The organism is Streptomyces sp. NBC_00873 (assembly GCF_045207415.1).
Taxonomy (GTDB): domain Bacteria; phylum Actinomycetota; class Actinomycetes; order Streptomycetales; family Streptomycetaceae; genus Streptomyces.
In genome coordinates this window covers 1257267-1273334 of record NZ_CP108803.1, presented here as the reverse complement: position 1 = coordinate 1273334, position 16068 = coordinate 1257267, and the positions used below count along the sequence as shown (strand labels likewise).

Here is a 16068-nt window from a genome sequence, read left to right as displayed (position 1 = left end):
ATGCCGCTGCGGCGTGTGAGCCGAGGCAGAGCCCGGTACCCCCGCGGTTTGTGAGCCGGGGCCGGGATCGACGATGATGATCGCGGGCGGCGCCGCATGATGCCGGTCCACCCCGAACGGAGCACAAACGGGCAGTGAACTCCCGCTTCCGTTCATCCGATAGCCTCTGCCGACGTGCCGCCGGCCCGCATCCGGGCCGCACTGTCGCGCGCCGACCCTGTCAGCACCAAGGAGTGAGTTCGTCTGTCGACCGCCATCCTCACCGGTGCACCGGTACCCGGATCGTCGCTCGCGGACGATCTGAGGTCGCTGGGCTTCGACGTGCAGGCCGCCGCTGATGTCACCGAGGCCGCCGAGCTGCTCTCCGCGGCTCCCGCCGACGCCCGCGTCGCGCTCGTCGATCCCCGCTTTGTCGGACATGTCCACGCCCTCCGGCTCGGACTGACCGACCCCCGCTTCCCCGCCGCCACCGTCCCCGGTGCGCTCACCGCACAGCCGGAGGCGCGCCCCGCGCTCGTCCGCGCCCTGCGCAGTGCCACTGCGGCCATCGGTGCGGGCGTCCCCCTGGGGCCGGCCGGCGGCGCGGACACCGTGCCCGTCACCGACCGCACCGTGCCGGGCCGCCTCGCCGTCGCGCTGGAGGCCGAGGGCGCCGCCGTGCAGCGTCCGGAGCTCGGCTCGCTCGTCGCGGCCGTCCCCGTCGACCAGGCCACCCGCGCCACCGCCCAGTCCGCTGTGGACGCGGTCGACGACGAGGCGGTACGGCTGCGCAGCGCCGTGAAGGCCCGCGACGGCTTCTTCACCACCTACTTCATCAGCCCGTACTCGCGCTACATCGCCCGCTGGTGCGCGCGCCGCGGCCTCACCCCGAACCAGGTCACCACCGCCTCCCTGCTCACCGCGCTGATTGCGGCGGGCTGCGCGGCGACCGGCAGCCGCGGTGGGTACATCGCCGCCGGACTGCTGCTGCTCCTCTCCTTCGTCCTGGACTGCACCGACGGGCAGCTCGCCCGCTACTCGCTGCAGTACTCGACGATGGGCGCCTGGCTGGACGCCACGTTCGACCGGGCCAAGGAGTACGCGTACTACGCGGGCCTCGCCCTCGGCGCGGCCCGGGGCGGCGACGACGTATGGGCACTCGCCCTCGGCGCGATGGTGCTGCAGACCTGCCGCCATGTCGTCGACTTCTCGTTCAACGAGGCCAACCACGACGCGGTCGCCAATTCGAGCCCGACAGCAGCCCTCTCCGACAAGCTCGACAGCGTCGGATGGACGGTCTGGCTGCGCCGGATGATAGTGCTGCCGATCGGCGAGCGCTGGGCGATGATCGCCGTGCTGACGGCGGTGACGACCCCGCGGATCGTCTTCTACGCTCTGCTGATCGGCTGCTCCGTCGCCGCCTGCTACACCACCGCCGGCCGCCTGCTGCGCTCGCTGACCCGCAAGGCGAAGCGCACCGACCGGGCCGCCCAGGCGCTCGCCGACCTTGCGGACTCCGGGCCGCTGGCCGGCCTCGTCGCGGCGAGGGGACCCCGCATCCGGGGCGGATGGGCCGCCCCGGTGGTGGCCCTCGTCGGTGCGGCCGCGCTGATCGGCGCCGCTCTGCTGCAGCCGTTCGGCAGCCGGCAGATGATCGTCGCCGCGGTGTTCTACGCGGTCTGCTCCGGCGTCGCCGTCGCCCGCCCCCTCAAGGGCGCACTCGACTGGCTCGTGCCCCCGATATTCCGGGCGGCGGAGTACTGCGCGATCCTTGCTCTGGCCGCCCGCAGCGATGTCGACCAAGCCCTTCCTGCGGCTTTCGGACTGATTTCGGCCGTCGCCTACCATCACTACGACACGGTGTACCGCATTCGCGGGGGCACCGGCGCGCCGCCCCGGTGGCTGGTGCGAACGATCGGTGGGCACGAGGGCCGGACCCTGGTGGTGGCCGTACTCGCCGCCGTACTCACTCAGCATTCAGGCTTCACCGTGGCACTCACCGCTCTCGCGGTGGCCGTGGCCGTGGTGGTGCTCGCCGAGTCCATCCGCTTCTGGGTGTCCTCCGGAGCACCTGCCGTTCACGACGAAGGAGAACCCGCATGATCGGCCTCGTACTCGCAGCCGGTGCAGGACGGCGTCTGCGCCCCTACACCGACACGCTTCCGAAGGCCCTCGTGCCGGTCGACGGCGAGAAGACCGTGCTCGACCTGACGCTCGCCAACTTCGCGGAGATCGGCCTCACCGAGGCCGCGATCGTCGTCGGCTACCGCAAGGAGGCCGTGTACGACCGCAAGGCCGAGCTGGAGGCGAAGTACGGCCTGACGCTCACCCTTGTCGACAACGACAAGGCCGAGGAGTGGAACAACGCCTACTCCCTGTGGTGTGCCCGTGAGGTCCTGAAGCGGGGCGTCATCCTCGCCAACGGCGACACCGTGCACCCGGTCTCGGTGGAGAAGACGCTCCTCGCCGCCCGCGGCAACGGACAGAAGATCATCCTCGCCCTCGACACGGTGAAGAACCTCGCCGACGAGGAGATGAAGGTCATCTCCGACGGCGACAAGGGAGTCCAGCGGATCACCAAGCTGATGGACCCGGCCACGGCGACCGGCGAGTACATCGGCGTCACCCTGATAGAGCCCGAGGCCGCAGAGGAGCTCGCCGACGCCCTGAAGGCGACGTTCGAGCGCGACCCCGACCTCTACTACGAGGACGGCTACCAGGAGCTCGTCAACCGCGGCTTCACCGTCGACGTGGCCCCCATCGGCGAAGTGACGTGGGTCGAGATCGACAACCACGACGACCTCGCGAAGGGCCGTGAGATCGCGTGCCAGTACTGACCCGGCTCATCCCGTCCCCGGTCGTCGTCGACATCCGCGGCGGCGCCCTGGACGACCTGGCCGGCCTCCTCGCCGACCAGCGGATCTCCGCCTCCGGCAAGCTCGCCATCGCGATCAGCGGCGGCTCTGGCCGGGTCCTGCGCGAGCGGCTGTCCCCGGTGCTGCCGGGCGCCCACTGGTATCAGGTCGCCGACGGCACGATCGACTCCGCCGTGCGGCTCGCCGACGAGATCAAGGGCAACAGGTACGACGCCGTGGTCGGCCTCGGCGGCGGCAAGATCATCGACGTGGCGAAGTACGCCGCGGCGCGCGTCGGCATGCCGATGGTCGCGGTTGCGACGAACCTCTCGCACGACGGTCTCTGCTCTCCCGTGGCGACCCTGGACAACGACAACGGACGGGGCTCGTACGGGGTCCCCACCCCGATCGCAGTCGTCATCGATCTCGACATCATCCGCGAGGCGCCCGCCCGCTTCGTCCGCTCCGGCATCGGCGACGCGGTCTCCAACATCTCCTGCGTGGCCGACTGGGAACTCGCCCACGACGTCAACGGCGAGGAGATCGACGGGCTGGCGGCCGCCATGGCCCGGCAGGCGGGTGAGGCCGTGCTGCGCCACCCCGGCGGGGTCGGCGACGACGCCTTCCTGAAGGTGCTCGCCGAGGGCCTGGTGCTCACCGGCATCTCCATGTCGGTCGCCGGGGATTCCCGGCCGGCCTCGGGCGCCTGCCACGAGATCAACCACGCCTTCGACCTGCTGTACCCCAAGCGCGCTGCCAGCCACGGCGAGCAGGTCGGCCTCGGCGCCTGCTTCGCCATGTATCTGCGAGGTGCGCGCGAGGAGTCGCTGCTCATGGTGACGACCCTGCGCCGGCACGGGCTGCCGGTCCTGCCCGAAGACATCGGCTTCACCGCCGAAGAGTTCGTCCAGGCCGTCGACTACGCCCCGCAGACACGTCCGGGACGCTTCACGATCCTCGAACACCTCAACCTGTCCACCGACCAGATCAGGGACGCGTACGCCGACTATGCCAAGACCATCAGTAGCTGAACTCCGTCCGGTCGTTCACCCGGAGGGTGTGAAGGACCGGCGCAGCGGTGAACACTGGGCCGGGCGCATGTACATGCGGGAGATCTCGCTGCACATAGACCGGTACCTGGTGAACACCAAGATCACGCCGAACCAACTGACCTACCTGATGACGGTCTGCGGCGTCCTCGCCGCCCCGGCCCTGCTGGTGCCGGGGATCACGGGCGCCGTCCTCGGGGTGGTGATGGTCCAGCTCTATCTGCTGCTCGACTGCATCGACGGCGAGATCGCCCGTTGGAAGAAGCAGTTCTCGCTCGGCGGCGTCTACCTGGACCGTGTCGGCGCCTACCTCTGCGACGCCGCGGTGCTGGTCGGCTTCGGCCTGCGCGCCGCTGATCTGTGGGGCTCCGGGCGGATCGACTGGCTGTGGGCCTTCCTCGGCACCCTCGCCGCCCTCGGCGCTGTTCTGATCAAGGCCGAGACCGACCTCGTCGGCGTCGCCCGTCACCAGGGCGGACTGCCGCCCGTCAAGGAGGCGGCGTCGGAGCCGCGCTCGTCCGGTCTGGCGCTGGCCCGCAAGGCCGCCGCGGCGCTGAAGTTCCACCGCCTGGTGCTCGGGATCGAGGCGTCCCTGCTGATCCTGGTCCTGGCGGTCCTGGACGCGGTCAGGGGCGACCTGTTCTTCTCCCGGCTCGGCGTCGCCGTGCTCGCCGGTATCGCCCTCGTACAGACGCTGTTGCACCTGGTGTCGGTCCTGGCGTCGAGCAGGCTGAAGTGAGCACCCCCATGAAGCTCGGCGCGGTCGTCATCACGATGGGCAACCGTCCTGACGAACTGCGCGCCCTCCTCGATTCGGTCGCCAAGCAGGACGGCGACCGGATCGAGGTGGTGGTCGTCGGCAACGGCGCCCCGGTCCCGGACGTCCCCGCGGGTGTACGGACCGTCGAGCTCCCCGAGAACCTCGGCATCCCCGGCGGCCGCAACGTCGGCATCGAGGCGTTCGGCCCGTCCGGCGCCGACGTCGACGCGCTGCTCTTCCTCGACGACGACGGACTGCTGCCGCTGACCGACACCGCCGAGCTGTGCAGACAGGCGTTCGAGCAGGACCCGAAGCTGGGGATCATCAGCTTCCGGATCGCCGACCCGGACACCGGCGTGACCCAGCGCCGCCACGTGCCACGGCTGCGCGCCGCCGACCCGATGCGCTCGTCGCGGGTGACGACCTTCCTGGGCGGCGCCAACGCCGTCCGTACCCAGGTCCTCGCCGAGGTCGGCGGGCTGCCGGGCGACTTCTTCTACGCGCACGAGGAGACGGATCTCGCCTGGCGGGCACTGGACGCCGGCTGGCTGATCGACTACCGCGCCGACATGGTCCTCAACCACCCGACCACCGCGCCGTCCCGGCACGCGGTCTACCACCGCATGGTGGCCAGGAACCGGGTCTGGCTGGCGCGCCGCAATCTGCCCGCGCCTCTGGTCCCCGTCTACCTCGGTGTCTGGCTGCTGCTGACGCTGCTCCGCAAGCCCTCGGGCCCCGCGCTGAAGGCATGGTTCGGCGGCTTCCGGGAAGGCTGGACCAAGCCCTGCGGACCACGACGTCCGATGAAGTGGCGCACGGTATGGCGGCTGACCAGACTCGGCCGACCTCCCGTGATCTGAGAAGCTCTCCTCTGAGAGCATGAGGCGTATTTATTTCTTACGGGACCTGTCCGCCTGAACCGCGACCGCGACTGGCTGCGCATCTTGAATACGAGAGTTTCATCTGGTGAGTGACACAACCCATGACGGTGCGGTCGCGCTGAGCACCCCGCCATCCGCCGACGACGGCCTGAGCGCCGCCGCGCTGGCAGGCAAGTACGGCCTGACGGTGAGCGGTGCCCGGCCCGGGCTGTTCGAGTACGTCCAGCAGCTCTGGGGCCGCCGCCACTTCATCATGGCGTTCTCCCGGGCCAAGCTGACCGCCCAGTACAGCCAGGCCAAGCTCGGCCAGCTGTGGCAGGTGGCCACGCCGCTCCTCAACGCCCTGGTCTACTACTTGATCTTCGGGTTGATCCTGGGCACCAGGAGGGGCATGACCCAGGAGGTCTTCATCCCCTTCCTGGTAACGGGCGTCTTTGTCTTCACCTTCACGCAGAGCTCGGTGACCGCGGGCGTACGGGCGATCTCGGGCAACCTCGGACTGGTCCGGGCCCTGCACTTCCCCCGCGCGTCGCTGCCCGTCTCGTTCTCGCTGCAGCAGCTCCAGCAGCTGTTGTTCTCGATGATCGTGCTGGCGGTCGTGGCGATCGGCTTCGGCAGCTACCCGTCGCTCTCCTGGCTGCTGGTCGTTCCCGCGCTGGCCATGCAGTTCGTCTTCAACACCGGCCTGGCCCTGATCATGGCCCGGCTCGGCAGCAAGACCCCCGACCTCGCCCAGCTGATGCCGTTCATCATGCGCACCTGGATGTACGCGTCCGGTGTCATGTTCTCCATTCCGGTCATGCTCAAGGACAAGCCGGAGTGGATCGCGAGCGTGCTGCAGTACAACCCGGCGGCGATCTTCATGGACCTGATCCGCTTCGCGCTGATCGACGGCTACGGCTCCGAGAACCTGCCGCCGCACGTCTGGATCGTCGGGTTCGCCTGGTCGGTTTTCATCGGCCTCGCGGGCTTTGTGTACTTCTGGAAGGCAGAGGAACGGTACGGCCGTGGCTGAGGACAACACTTCGGGGCGCATCCCCACCGTCATCGCCGACGATGTGCACATTGTGTACCGGGTCAACGGCGCCGGCGGAGGCAAGGGCAGTGCCACCGCGGCGCTGAGCCGGATACTGCGCCGCGGCAAGGGCGAGGCGCGCGGAGTCCGGAAGGTGCACGCCGTACGCGGTGTCTCCTTCACCGCCTACCGGGGCGAGGCCATCGGCCTCATCGGCACCAATGGCTCCGGCAAGTCGACCCTTCTGCGGGCCATCGCGGGTCTGCTGCCGACCGAGCACGGCAAGGTGTACACGGACGGACAGCCGTCGCTGCTCGGTGTGAACGCGGCGCTGATGAGCGATCTGACCGGCGAGCGGAACGTGGTGCTCGGCGGGCTCGCGATGGGCATGACGCGCGAGGAGATCCGCGAGCGCTACCAGGGGATCGTCGACTTCTCGGGCATCAACGAGAAGGGCGACTTCATCACCCTCCCGATGCGGACGTACTCCTCCGGCATGGCCGCCCGGCTCCGGTTCTCCATCGCCGCCGCCAAGAACCACGACGTTCTCATGATCGACGAGGCGCTGGCCACCGGTGACCGCAAGTTCCAGATCCGCTCCGAGAAGCGCATCCGCGAACTGCGCAAAGAGGCGGGCACGGTCTTCCTGGTCAGCCACAGCAACAAGTCCATCAGGGACACCTGCGACCGGGTGCTCTGGCTGGAAAGGGGCGAGCTGCTGATGGACGGCCCGACCGACGAGGTCCTCAAGGCGTACGAGCGGGAGACCGGAAAGTAGGCCCTCCGCCGCCTCCCTCACCGCAGCGCCACGCTGCGGCAGCGGACCTGCCCGGCCTCACGGGCAGCCATCGTCTCCCGGCGGGCGTTCACCGGGCTCTGCGCCACGCCAGGGGCGATCTCCTCCCGCCGGATGACGTCAATTTCCTTGCGCACGGGGAAGGTTGGCGGGAAGGGCAGCGTTGTTGCAATGTGCACTGCACCCGGGCGTAGGGCCGAGCGTTGTACAACGTAAGCTGTACCGGTGCTGATTCGTAGCAAGTGGGGCGATACTGCCTGGGAGTACCGACCCTAGACGGTCCACCGCACTTGGGAGAGCGGGCGGCGTGTCCGGAATGGGATGTTTTGGGTCGGCAGTGTAGAACGGGAGATGTGACGGCAATGACGGAAAATCTCCAGCTCCGAGGTGTATATGCCGTCCCCGCGTCGGGCGGTCCGTGGTGACTCGTACCCGGCAGGCGCGCCATGACGTCGCCGTACCCGCCACGCTCGACAAGGCCGCGGACGAGAACTTCCCTGTGGCCCCGTTCTTTCTGCCGCGCGCGTGGCGTAACGATCTGATGGCCGTGTACGGATACGCCCGCCTCGTCGACGACATCGGCGACGGCGACCTCGCCCCCGGCGGCGCCGACGCCCGCCACCTCGGACTCGACCCGGCGCAGACCGACGACCGGCTCGCGATGCTCGACGCCTTCGAGGCCGATCTGCACCGCGTCTTCGACCCCGCCGGCGACGGCCCGCGCCACCCGTTGCTCCGTGCACTGCGCCCCACCGTGCGGCGCTGCTCGCTCACCCCCGAACCGTTCCTCGGACTCATCGAGGCGAACCGGCAGGACCAGAAGGTCCGGCGGTACGGGACGTTCGAGGAGCTGCTCGCCTACTGCGAGCTCTCCGCCAATCCCGTCGGCCGGCTGGTCCTCCAGATCACCGGGACCGCGAGCCCCGAGCGGATCCGCCGCTCCGACGCCGTCTGCACCGCCCTGCAGATCGTCGAGCACCTCCAGGACGTCACCGAGGACCTCGGCCGCGACCGGATCTATCTGCCGGCCGAGGACATGGCCCGGTTCCATGTCACCGAGGCCGACCTGGCAACCCTCTCCGGGGGCGCATCGGTGCGCGCACTGATTGCATACGAAGCAGAACGCGCCCGGAACCTGCTGAATGAAGGCACCCCCCTGGTGGGTAGCGTCCACGGCAGGCTCAAGCTGCTTCTCGCCGGATTTGTGGGAGGGGGGCGTGCCGCCCTCACCGCGATCGCGGCCGCCGGGTTCGACGTACTGCCCGGACCGCCCAAGCCCGCCAAGCCCAGCCTGCTGCGCGAGGTGGGAGATGTCTTGCGACGAGCGCGTAGAGAGGGGTGAGCCGGACCGTGGAGGAACAGACGACGTACATGTCGGCGCCGGTACAGGCCGCATACAGTTACTGCGAGGCCGTCACCGGACAGCAGGCGCGTAACTTCGCGTACGGAATCCGGCTGCTGCCTGCCGAGAAGCGGCAGGCCATGTCGGCGTTGTATGCCTTCTCCCGCCGGGTCGACGACATCGGCGACGGAGAGCTGGACCGGGAGACCAAGCGAACCCGGCTGGAGGGCACCCGCACTCTGCTGGACCGGATCCGGGGCGGCGCCGTCGACGAGGACGACACCGACCCGGTGGCTGTCGCGCTCGCCGACGCCGCGCGCCGGTTTCCGCTGCCGCTCGGTGGGCTCGACGAGCTGATCGACGGCGTGCTGATGGACGTGCGCGGCGCGACGTACGAGACGTGGGACGACCTCAAGGTCTACTGCCGGTGTGTCGCCGGAGCCATCGGGCGGCTCAGCCTGGGTGTCTTCGGGACGGAACCGGGTGCGCCCGGCGGGGACCGGGCCGCGGAGTACGCCGACACGCTCGGCCTCGCCCTGCAGCTCACCAACATCCTCCGCGACGTCCGCGAGGACGCGGGCAACGGGCGTACGTATCTGCCGTCCGACGACCTCGCCAAGTTCGGCTGTTCCGCCGGTTTCCACCGGGCCACACCGCCGCAGGGCTCCGACTTCGCGGGCCTGGTCCACTTCGAGGTCCGGCGCGCCCGCGCCCTCTTCGCGGAGGGCTACCGGCTGCTGCCGATGCTGGACCGCCGCAGCGGCGCCTGTGTCGCCGCCATGGCTGGTATCTACCGGCGGCTGCTCGACCGGATCGAGCGCGACCCCGAGGCGGTGCTGCGCGGCCGGGTCTCGCTGCCGGGCCATGAGAAGGCGTATGTCGCGGTGCGTGGCCTGTCGGGTCTGGACGCGCGGTACATTTCGCGCCGGACGGCCCGGGGGCGTGTCTGATGCGTATCACGGACAACTCGCGCAACATGTGCAGCACGGACCATCGGTCTCTTCGGCGGGCAACTCTCCGACGGGATGACGCGTCCCTGACTGAAACGACGTGCCTGACCGACATGACCAGCCCGGCCGGTTCGACCCGGCGGAAACGGAGGGAGGACGCATGACCGACGAGGCCCTGCGCTCCTCCCGCGCCGTCGTGATCGGCGGCGGACTCGCCGGCATCACCGCGGCCCTGCGTCTCGCCGACACCGGGCTTGACGTGACCCTGCTCGAAGGACGGCCCCGGCTCGGCGGACTCGCCTTCTCCTTCCGACGCGGCGAACTGACGGTCGACAACGGACAGCATGTCTATCTGCGCTGCTGCACCGCCTACCGCTGGTTCCTGGACCGGGTCGACGGTGCCCGTCTGGCACCCCTGCAAAACCGTTTGGACGTGCCCGTTCTCGACGTCGGACGCTCCTCGGGGCCCCGGCTCGGACGGCTGCGCCGCAATGCGCTTCCAGTCCCGTTCCACCTCGCCGCCGGGCTCGCCGGCTATCCGCACCTCTCGCTCGCCGAACGGGCGTCCGTCGGGCGCGCCGCGCTGGCACTCGGCCGCCTCGACCCGGACGACCCGGCGCTCGACACCATCGACTTCGGCAGCTGGCTGGCCCGGCACCGACAGTCCCCGCGAACCATCGAGGCCCTCTGGGACCTGGTCGGCGTCGCCACCCTGAACGCCACCGCACGGAACTCCTCGCTGGCCCTCGCCGCGAAGGTCTTCAAGACCGGACTTCTCTCCGGGCCCGGCGCCGCCGACATCGGCTGGGCGAGCGTGCCGCTCGGCGAGGTCCACGACACGCTGGCCCGCACGGCGCTCGACTCCGCAGGTGTACGGACCGAGCTGCGCAGCAAGGCCGACAGCCTCTCCCGTACCGACGACGGACGCTGGATCGTCGACACGGGCGCCGAACGGATCGAGGCGGACACCGTCGTCCTCGCCGTCCCGCAGCGCGAGACCCACGGCCTGCTGCCCGAGGGCGCACTCGACGCGCCGGACAGGCTGCTCGACATCGGCACCTCGCCGATCCTCAATGTGCACGTCGTCTACGACCGCAAGGTGCTGCGCCGCCCGTTCTTCGCCGCACTCGGCTCCCCGGTCCAGTGGGTCTTCGACCGTACGGACGCCTCCGGGCTCACCGGGCCCGGACAGTACCTCGCGATCTCCCAGTCCGCGGCCGACGACGAGATCGACCTGCCCGTCGCCGAACTGCGCAGCCGCTACCTGCCCGAACTCGAGCGGCTGCTCCCCGCCGCCCGCGGAGCCGGCATCAGGGACTTCTTCGTCACCCGGGAGAGGACGGCGACCTTCGCCCCCGCCCCCGGCGTCGGCCGACTGCGCCCCGGAACCCGCACTCGTATGCCCGGCCTCCATCTGGCCGGAGCATGGACGGCCACGGGCTGGCCCGCGACGATGGAGGGCGCTGTCCGCAGCGGATTCAGCGCCGCCGGCGCCGCGCTCTCCTCGCTCGGCCGCACCCATGAACATCCGCTGCAGGAGGCGGCATGAGCAGTACCACCGGAACAAGAGGAGAGTCAGTGACCCCGGCGAATCCGGCTTTCGACACCGCGGCAGGCACCGCGGATGTCACCGCGCTTCTGGAGCGCGGACGGGCCATGTCCGCTCCCGTGCTCCGGGCCGCCGTTGACCGGCTTGCACCGCCCATGGACATCGTCGCCGCCTATCACTTCGGCTGGATCGACGCTCAGGGCCGCCCTGCCGACGGCGACGGCGGCAAGGCCGTCCGCCCCGCGCTCGCCCTCCTGTCCGCGGAGGCGGCGGGCGCCGCCGCCGAGGCCGGCATCCCCGGCGCCGTCGCCGTCGAACTCGTGCACAACTTCTCGCTGCTGCACGACGACCTGATGGACGGCGACGAGCAGCGCCGTCACCGCGACACCGTGTGGAAGGTGCACGGCCCCGCCCAGGCGATCCTGGTCGGCGACGCGCTCTTCGCGCTGGCCAACGAGATCCTGCTGGAACTCGGCACGGTCGAGGCGGGCCGCGCGGCCCGCCGGTTGACCACCGCCAGCCGCAAGCTCATCGACGGGCAGGCCCAGGACATCTCCTACGAGCACCGCGAGCGGGTCACCGTCGAGGAGTGCCTGGAGATGGAGGGCAACAAGACGGGTGCCCTGCTTGCCTGCGCCGTGTCCATCGGCGCGGTGCTCGGCGGCGCCGACGACCGCACCGCCGACACTCTGGAGGCCTACGGCTACCACCTCGGCCTCGCCTTCCAGGCCGTCGACGATCTGCTCGGTATCTGGGGCGACCCGGAGTCCACCGGCAAGCAGACCTGGAGCGACCTGCGTCAGCGCAAGAAGTCCCTGCCGGTCGTCGCCGCGCTCGCCGCGGGCGGACCGGCCTCGGAGCGGCTCGGCGAACTGCTCGCCGCGGACGCCAAGAGCAGCGACTTCGACAGTTTCTCCGAGGAGGAGTTCGCCGCGCGGGCGGCGCTCATCGAGGAGGCGGGCGGCCGGGAGTGGACCGCCCAGGAGGCCCGTCGGCAGCATGCGGTCGCCATCGAGGCGCTGCACGCTGTCGCCATGCCGGAAACCGTGCGGGCGCAGCTCACGGCGCTCGCGGACTTCGTCGTCGTACGAAAGAGATGATCACTATCCGCATATGACTCGCAGTCGCCGGCCGGTGCCCGTACCGGGCGCCGGCCGACGGAGACCCCAGCACAGCAGAGGACCAACTGCACGAAGGGGAAGCCATGACAGCGACGACCGACGGAAGCACCGGGGCTGTGAACCCCCGCGCAGCCTCGGCCAGCGAACCGACCGAATCAACCATCGCCGCGGACGACGTGCTCGCCGCCGCGCGGCGGGCCGCGGAACGCTCGGTGGAGCATCTCCTCGGCAGGCAGGACGCCCAGGGCTGGTGGAAGGGCGACCTCGCCACCAACGTCACGATGGACGCCGAGGACCTGCTGCTCCGTCAGTTCCTCGGCATTCAGGACCCGGCCACCGTCGAGGCGGCCGGCCTTTTCATCCGCGGCGAGCAGCTCGTCGACGGCACCTGGGCCACCTTCTACGGCGGCCCGGGAGACCTCTCCGCCACCATTGAGGCCTACGTCGCGCTGCGGCTGGCCGGAGACCGGCCGGACGAGCCGCACATGGCCCGCGCCTCCGGATGGATCCGGGAACAGGGCGGTATCGCGGAGAGCCGCGTCTTCACCCGCATCTGGCTGGCCCTCTTCGGCTGGTGGAAGTGGGACGACCTGCCGGAACTCCCACCGGAGCTGATGTTCCTCCCGAAGTGGGTCCCGCTCAACATCTACGACTTCGGCTGCTGGGCCCGGCAGACCATTGTGCCGCTGACCGTCGTCTCGGCGAAGCGGCCGGTACGCCCCGCGCCCTTCGCACTCGACGAACTGCACACCGACCCGCTCGTCCCGAACCCGCCCAAGCGCCCCGCCCCGGCGGCCAGCTGGGATGGCGTCTTCCAGCGCCTCGACAAGGCGCTGCACGTCTACCGCAGGGTGGCCCCGCGCGGGCTGCGCCGGATCGCCATGAACGCGGCTGCCCGCTGGATCATCGAACGCCAGGAGAACGACGGCTGCTGGGGCGGCATCCAGCCGCCCGCCGTGTACTCCGTCATCGCCCTGCACCTCCTCGGCTACGACCTCGACCACCCGGTGATGCGGGCCGGCCTGGATTCGCTGAACCGGTTCGCCGTCTGGCGCGAGGACGGCGCCCGCATGATCGAGGCCTGCCAGTCACCGGTCTGGGACACCTGCCTCGCCACCATCGCGCTCGCCGATGCCGGAGTCAGCCCCGACCATCCCGCGCTCGTGAAGGCGGCGGACTGGATGCTCGGCGAGGAGATCGTCAGGCCCGGCGACTGGTCCGTGCGCCGACCTCAACTGGACCCAGGCGGGTGGGCGTTCGAGTTCCACAACGACAACTACCCGGACATCGACGACACTGCCGAGGTGGTCCTCGCGCTGCGCCGGGTCCGGCACCCCAACCCGGCCGGTATCGAGGCCGCCATCGAACGCGGGGTGCGTTGGAACCTCGGCATGCAGTCCCGCAACGGCGCCTGGGGCGCATTCGATGCCGACAACACCAGCCCGTTTCCCAACCGGCTGCCGTTCTGCGACTTCGGAGAGGTCATCGACCCGCCGTCCGCCGATGTCACCGGACATGTGGTGGAGATGCTCGCCATGGAGGGGCGGTCCGACCACCCCGCCGCCCGGCGCGGCATCGAGTGGCTGCTCGCCGAACAGGAGGCGAGCGGTTCCTGGTTCGGCCGCTGGGGCGTCAACTACGTCTACGGAACAGGGTCGGTGGTGCCCGCCCTCATCGCTGCCGGGCTGCCCGCCGCCCATCCGGCGATCCGCCGGGCGGTCGGCTGGCTGGAGTCCGTGCAGAACGACGACGGCGGCTGGGGCGAGGACCTGCGCTCGTACCGGGAGGAGAAGTGGATCGGGCACGGCTCGTCCACCGCCTCCCAGACCGCGTGGGCCCTCCTCGCCCTCCTCGCCGCCGACCGGCGGAACAGCACGGCGGTGGCCCGCGGCATCGCCTGGCTGACCGAGAACCAGCAGGCCGACGGGTCCTGGGACGAGCCGTACTTCACCGGCACCGGGTTCCCCTGGGACTTCTCCATCAACTACCACCTCTACCGCCAGGTCTTCCCTCTCACCGCGCTCGGGCGGTACGTGTACGGTGACCCGTTCGCCGCCCGCACGGCCACCCGCGAGGGGGCCTGATGGGCGATACCCCAGGGCCGCCCGGCCCCGTAGCGCCTCTGCTGATCGCCTGCGCGCTCGGTATCGAGCAACTCGCCCTGCGCAGTGGCAGAGGAAGGGCCGGCGACGCCCCGGGCCCGGTGACCGTGCTCCGTACGGGCATGGGCCCGAAAGCCGCAGAGACGGTCATGGAACGCGCGCTCGCCCAGGACCGGGCGCACGGCTCCGCGGTCATCGCCTCCGGGTTCTGCGCCGGGCTCGCCCCCGACATGCATCCCGGGGACCTGGTGGTCGCCGACGAGACCCGGGAAGCCGGGGACTCGACGGCCTGTACCGGCACGGGTCTGCTCGCCGAGGCCCTCGCCGGGGCGGTGCCCGGCCGCACCGTCCACATCGGTCCGCTGACCGGTTCCGGCCATGTCGTACGCGGACATGAGCGGGCCGAACTGCGGGCCACCGGGGCGATCGCGGTGGACATGGAGTCCGCCGCCACTCTTCGTACGGCCCTGCGCACCGGGCCGCGCCCGGTTGCGGCTGTACGGGTGGTCGTGGACGCCCCGGAGCACGAGCTCGTCCGCATCGGCACGGTCCGCGGTGGAATATCAGCCTTCCGTGTTCTTCGTGCCGTCCTGCCTGCTTTCTATGAATGGCACCGATCTTTGCTGCTCCCCAGGAGGTGAGCTAGATGGCCATGCCGCTCCGTCAGACCATCAAGGTTGCGACGTACCTCATTGAACAAAAGCTCCGCAAGCGGGAAAAGTTCCCGCTGATTGTCGAGCTGGAGCCTTTGTTCGCCTGCAATCTGGCGTGCGAGGGCTGCGGAAAGATCCAGCATCCGGCCGGAGTCCTGAAGCAGCGTATGCCGGTGGCCCAGGCCGTCGGCGCGGTGCTGGAATCGGGTGCCCCGATGGTTTCCATCGCGGGGGGCGAACCCCTGATGCACCCGCAGATCGATGAAATCGTGCGGCAACTGGTCGCACGGAGGAAGTACGTCTTCCTCTGCACCAATGCGATGCTGCTCCGCAAGAAGATCGAGAAATTCACCCCCTCGCCGTATTTCGCCTTCGCCGTGCACATCGACGGCCTGCGCGAGCGGCACGACGAATCGGTCGCCAAGGAAGGCGTGTTCGACGAGGCGGTGGCGGCGATCAAGGAGGCCAAGCGGCGCGGCTTCCGAGTCACCACGAACTCCACGTTCTTCAACACCGACACCCCGCAGACCATCATCGAGGTCCTCAACTACCTCAATGACGATCTGAAGGTCGACGAGATGATGATCTCGCCCGCCTACGCGTACGAGAAGGCGCCCGACCAGGAGCATTTCCTCGGCGTCGAGCAGACCCGCGAGCTCTTCAAGAATTCCTTCGCGGGCGGCAACCGGGCCCGCTGGCGGCTGAACCACTCGCCGCTCTTCCTGGACTTCCTGGAGGGCAAGGCGGACTTCCCGTGCACGGCCTGGGCGATCCCCAACTACTCGCTCTTCGGCTGGCAGCGACCGTGCTATCTGATGAGCGACGGGTACGTCCCGACGTACCGGGAACTCATCGAGGAGACCGACTGGGACAAGTACGGCCGCGGCAAGGACCCGCGCTGCGCCAACTGCATGGCGCACTGCGGCTACGAGCCGACCGCCGTCCTCGCCACGATGGGGTCGCTGAAGGAATCCCTGCGCGCCGCGCGGGAAACCGTCTCCGGGAACCGGTGACGT

Annotated in this window: 15 protein-coding genes; 14 read left to right on the top strand and 1 reads right to left on the bottom strand. The window is 69.9% G+C overall.

What is annotated here, in order from left to right; translation table 11 throughout:
- Positions 1-321: 321 nt before the first annotated feature.
- The 7 genes from OH809_RS05995 to OH809_RS05965 all read left to right on the top strand — a co-directional run bounded on the left by OH809_RS05995 (position 322) and on the right by OH809_RS05965 (position 7317).
- Positions 322-2082 (top strand): DUF5941 domain-containing protein, encoded by a 1761-nt coding sequence (locus OH809_RS05995; RefSeq protein ID WP_406514906.1) that lies wholly within the window; start codon positions 322-324, stop codon positions 2080-2082.
- Positions 2079-2816 carry a sugar phosphate nucleotidyltransferase gene (locus tag OH809_RS05990; RefSeq protein WP_406423378.1) on the top strand — a complete coding sequence of 246 codons (738 nt, stop codon included), beginning with the start codon at positions 2079-2081 and terminating at the stop codon, positions 2814-2816. Before OH809_RS05995 ends, OH809_RS05990 begins: the two co-directional genes overlap by 4 nt.
- Positions 2804-3865, top strand: a complete 1062-nt coding sequence (locus tag OH809_RS05985; RefSeq protein ID WP_406423379.1) for an iron-containing alcohol dehydrogenase family protein — start codon at positions 2804-2806, stop codon at positions 3863-3865. The genes OH809_RS05990 and OH809_RS05985 overlap by 13 nt, the downstream gene beginning before the upstream one ends.
- Positions 3843-4622 (top strand): CDP-alcohol phosphatidyltransferase family protein, encoded by a 780-nt coding sequence (locus tag OH809_RS05980; RefSeq protein WP_393308393.1) that lies wholly within the window; start codon positions 3843-3845, stop codon positions 4620-4622. Before OH809_RS05985 ends, OH809_RS05980 begins: the two co-directional genes overlap by 23 nt.
- Positions 4619-5503, top strand: a complete 885-nt coding sequence (locus OH809_RS05975; protein WP_406423380.1) for a glycosyltransferase family 2 protein — start codon at positions 4619-4621, stop codon at positions 5501-5503. The genes OH809_RS05980 and OH809_RS05975 overlap by 4 nt, the downstream gene beginning before the upstream one ends.
- Before the next feature lie 106 nt (positions 5504-5609).
- On the top strand, positions 5610-6539 hold the full coding sequence (locus OH809_RS05970) for an ABC transporter permease (RefSeq protein WP_406423381.1): 930 nt from the start codon (positions 5610-5612) through the stop codon (positions 6537-6539).
- The gene (locus OH809_RS05965) at positions 6532-7317 is read left to right on the top strand and encodes an ABC transporter ATP-binding protein (protein ID WP_406423382.1); all 786 of its coding nucleotides are present in this window, start codon (positions 6532-6534) and stop codon (positions 7315-7317) included. Before OH809_RS05970 ends, OH809_RS05965 begins: the two co-directional genes overlap by 8 nt.
- 17 nt (positions 7318-7334) lie before the next feature.
- Here OH809_RS05965 and OH809_RS05960 read toward each other — a convergent pair whose 3' ends face one another.
- Complete coding sequence (locus tag OH809_RS05960) at positions 7335-7472, bottom strand: hypothetical protein (RefSeq protein ID WP_406423383.1); 138 nt, start codon at positions 7470-7472, stop codon at positions 7335-7337.
- 284 nt (positions 7473-7756) lie between these two features.
- Between OH809_RS05960 and hpnC the strand changes: the two genes are divergently transcribed.
- From hpnC to hpnH, 7 genes are all read left to right on the top strand, one after another.
- Entirely contained in the window at positions 7757-8677 is a 921-nt protein-coding gene (hpnC, locus tag OH809_RS05955; RefSeq protein ID WP_406423384.1) for a squalene synthase HpnC, read from the top strand.
- A 29-nt stretch (positions 8678-8706) separates the two neighbouring features.
- Entirely contained in the window at positions 8707-9627 is a 921-nt protein-coding gene (gene hpnD, locus OH809_RS05950) for a presqualene diphosphate synthase HpnD (protein ID WP_406425350.1), read from the top strand.
- A gap of 160 nt (positions 9628-9787) precedes the next feature.
- Positions 9788-11176: a hydroxysqualene dehydroxylase HpnE gene (gene hpnE / locus OH809_RS05945; RefSeq protein ID WP_406514905.1), complete on the top strand. Its 1389-nt coding sequence runs from the start codon at positions 9788-9790 to the stop codon at positions 11174-11176.
- Positions 11173-12276, top strand: a complete 1104-nt coding sequence (locus OH809_RS05940) for a polyprenyl synthetase family protein (protein ID WP_406423386.1) — start codon at positions 11173-11175, stop codon at positions 12274-12276. The genes hpnE and OH809_RS05940 overlap by 4 nt, the downstream gene beginning before the upstream one ends.
- A 104-nt stretch (positions 12277-12380) precedes the next feature.
- A complete protein-coding gene (gene shc, locus OH809_RS05935) occupies positions 12381-14381 on the top strand; it encodes a squalene--hopene cyclase (protein ID WP_406423387.1) in 2001 nt (666 codons plus the stop codon).
- A complete protein-coding gene (locus OH809_RS05930) occupies positions 14381-15040 on the top strand; it encodes a 1-hydroxy-2-methyl-2-butenyl 4-diphosphate reductase (RefSeq protein WP_406423388.1) in 660 nt (219 codons plus the stop codon). Before shc ends, OH809_RS05930 begins: the two co-directional genes overlap by 1 nt.
- 5 nt (positions 15041-15045) lie before the next feature.
- On the top strand, positions 15046-16065 hold the full coding sequence (gene hpnH, locus OH809_RS05925; protein WP_406423389.1) for an adenosyl-hopene transferase HpnH: 1020 nt from the start codon (positions 15046-15048) through the stop codon (positions 16063-16065).
- The last annotated feature ends 3 nt before the right edge of the window (positions 16066-16068 follow it).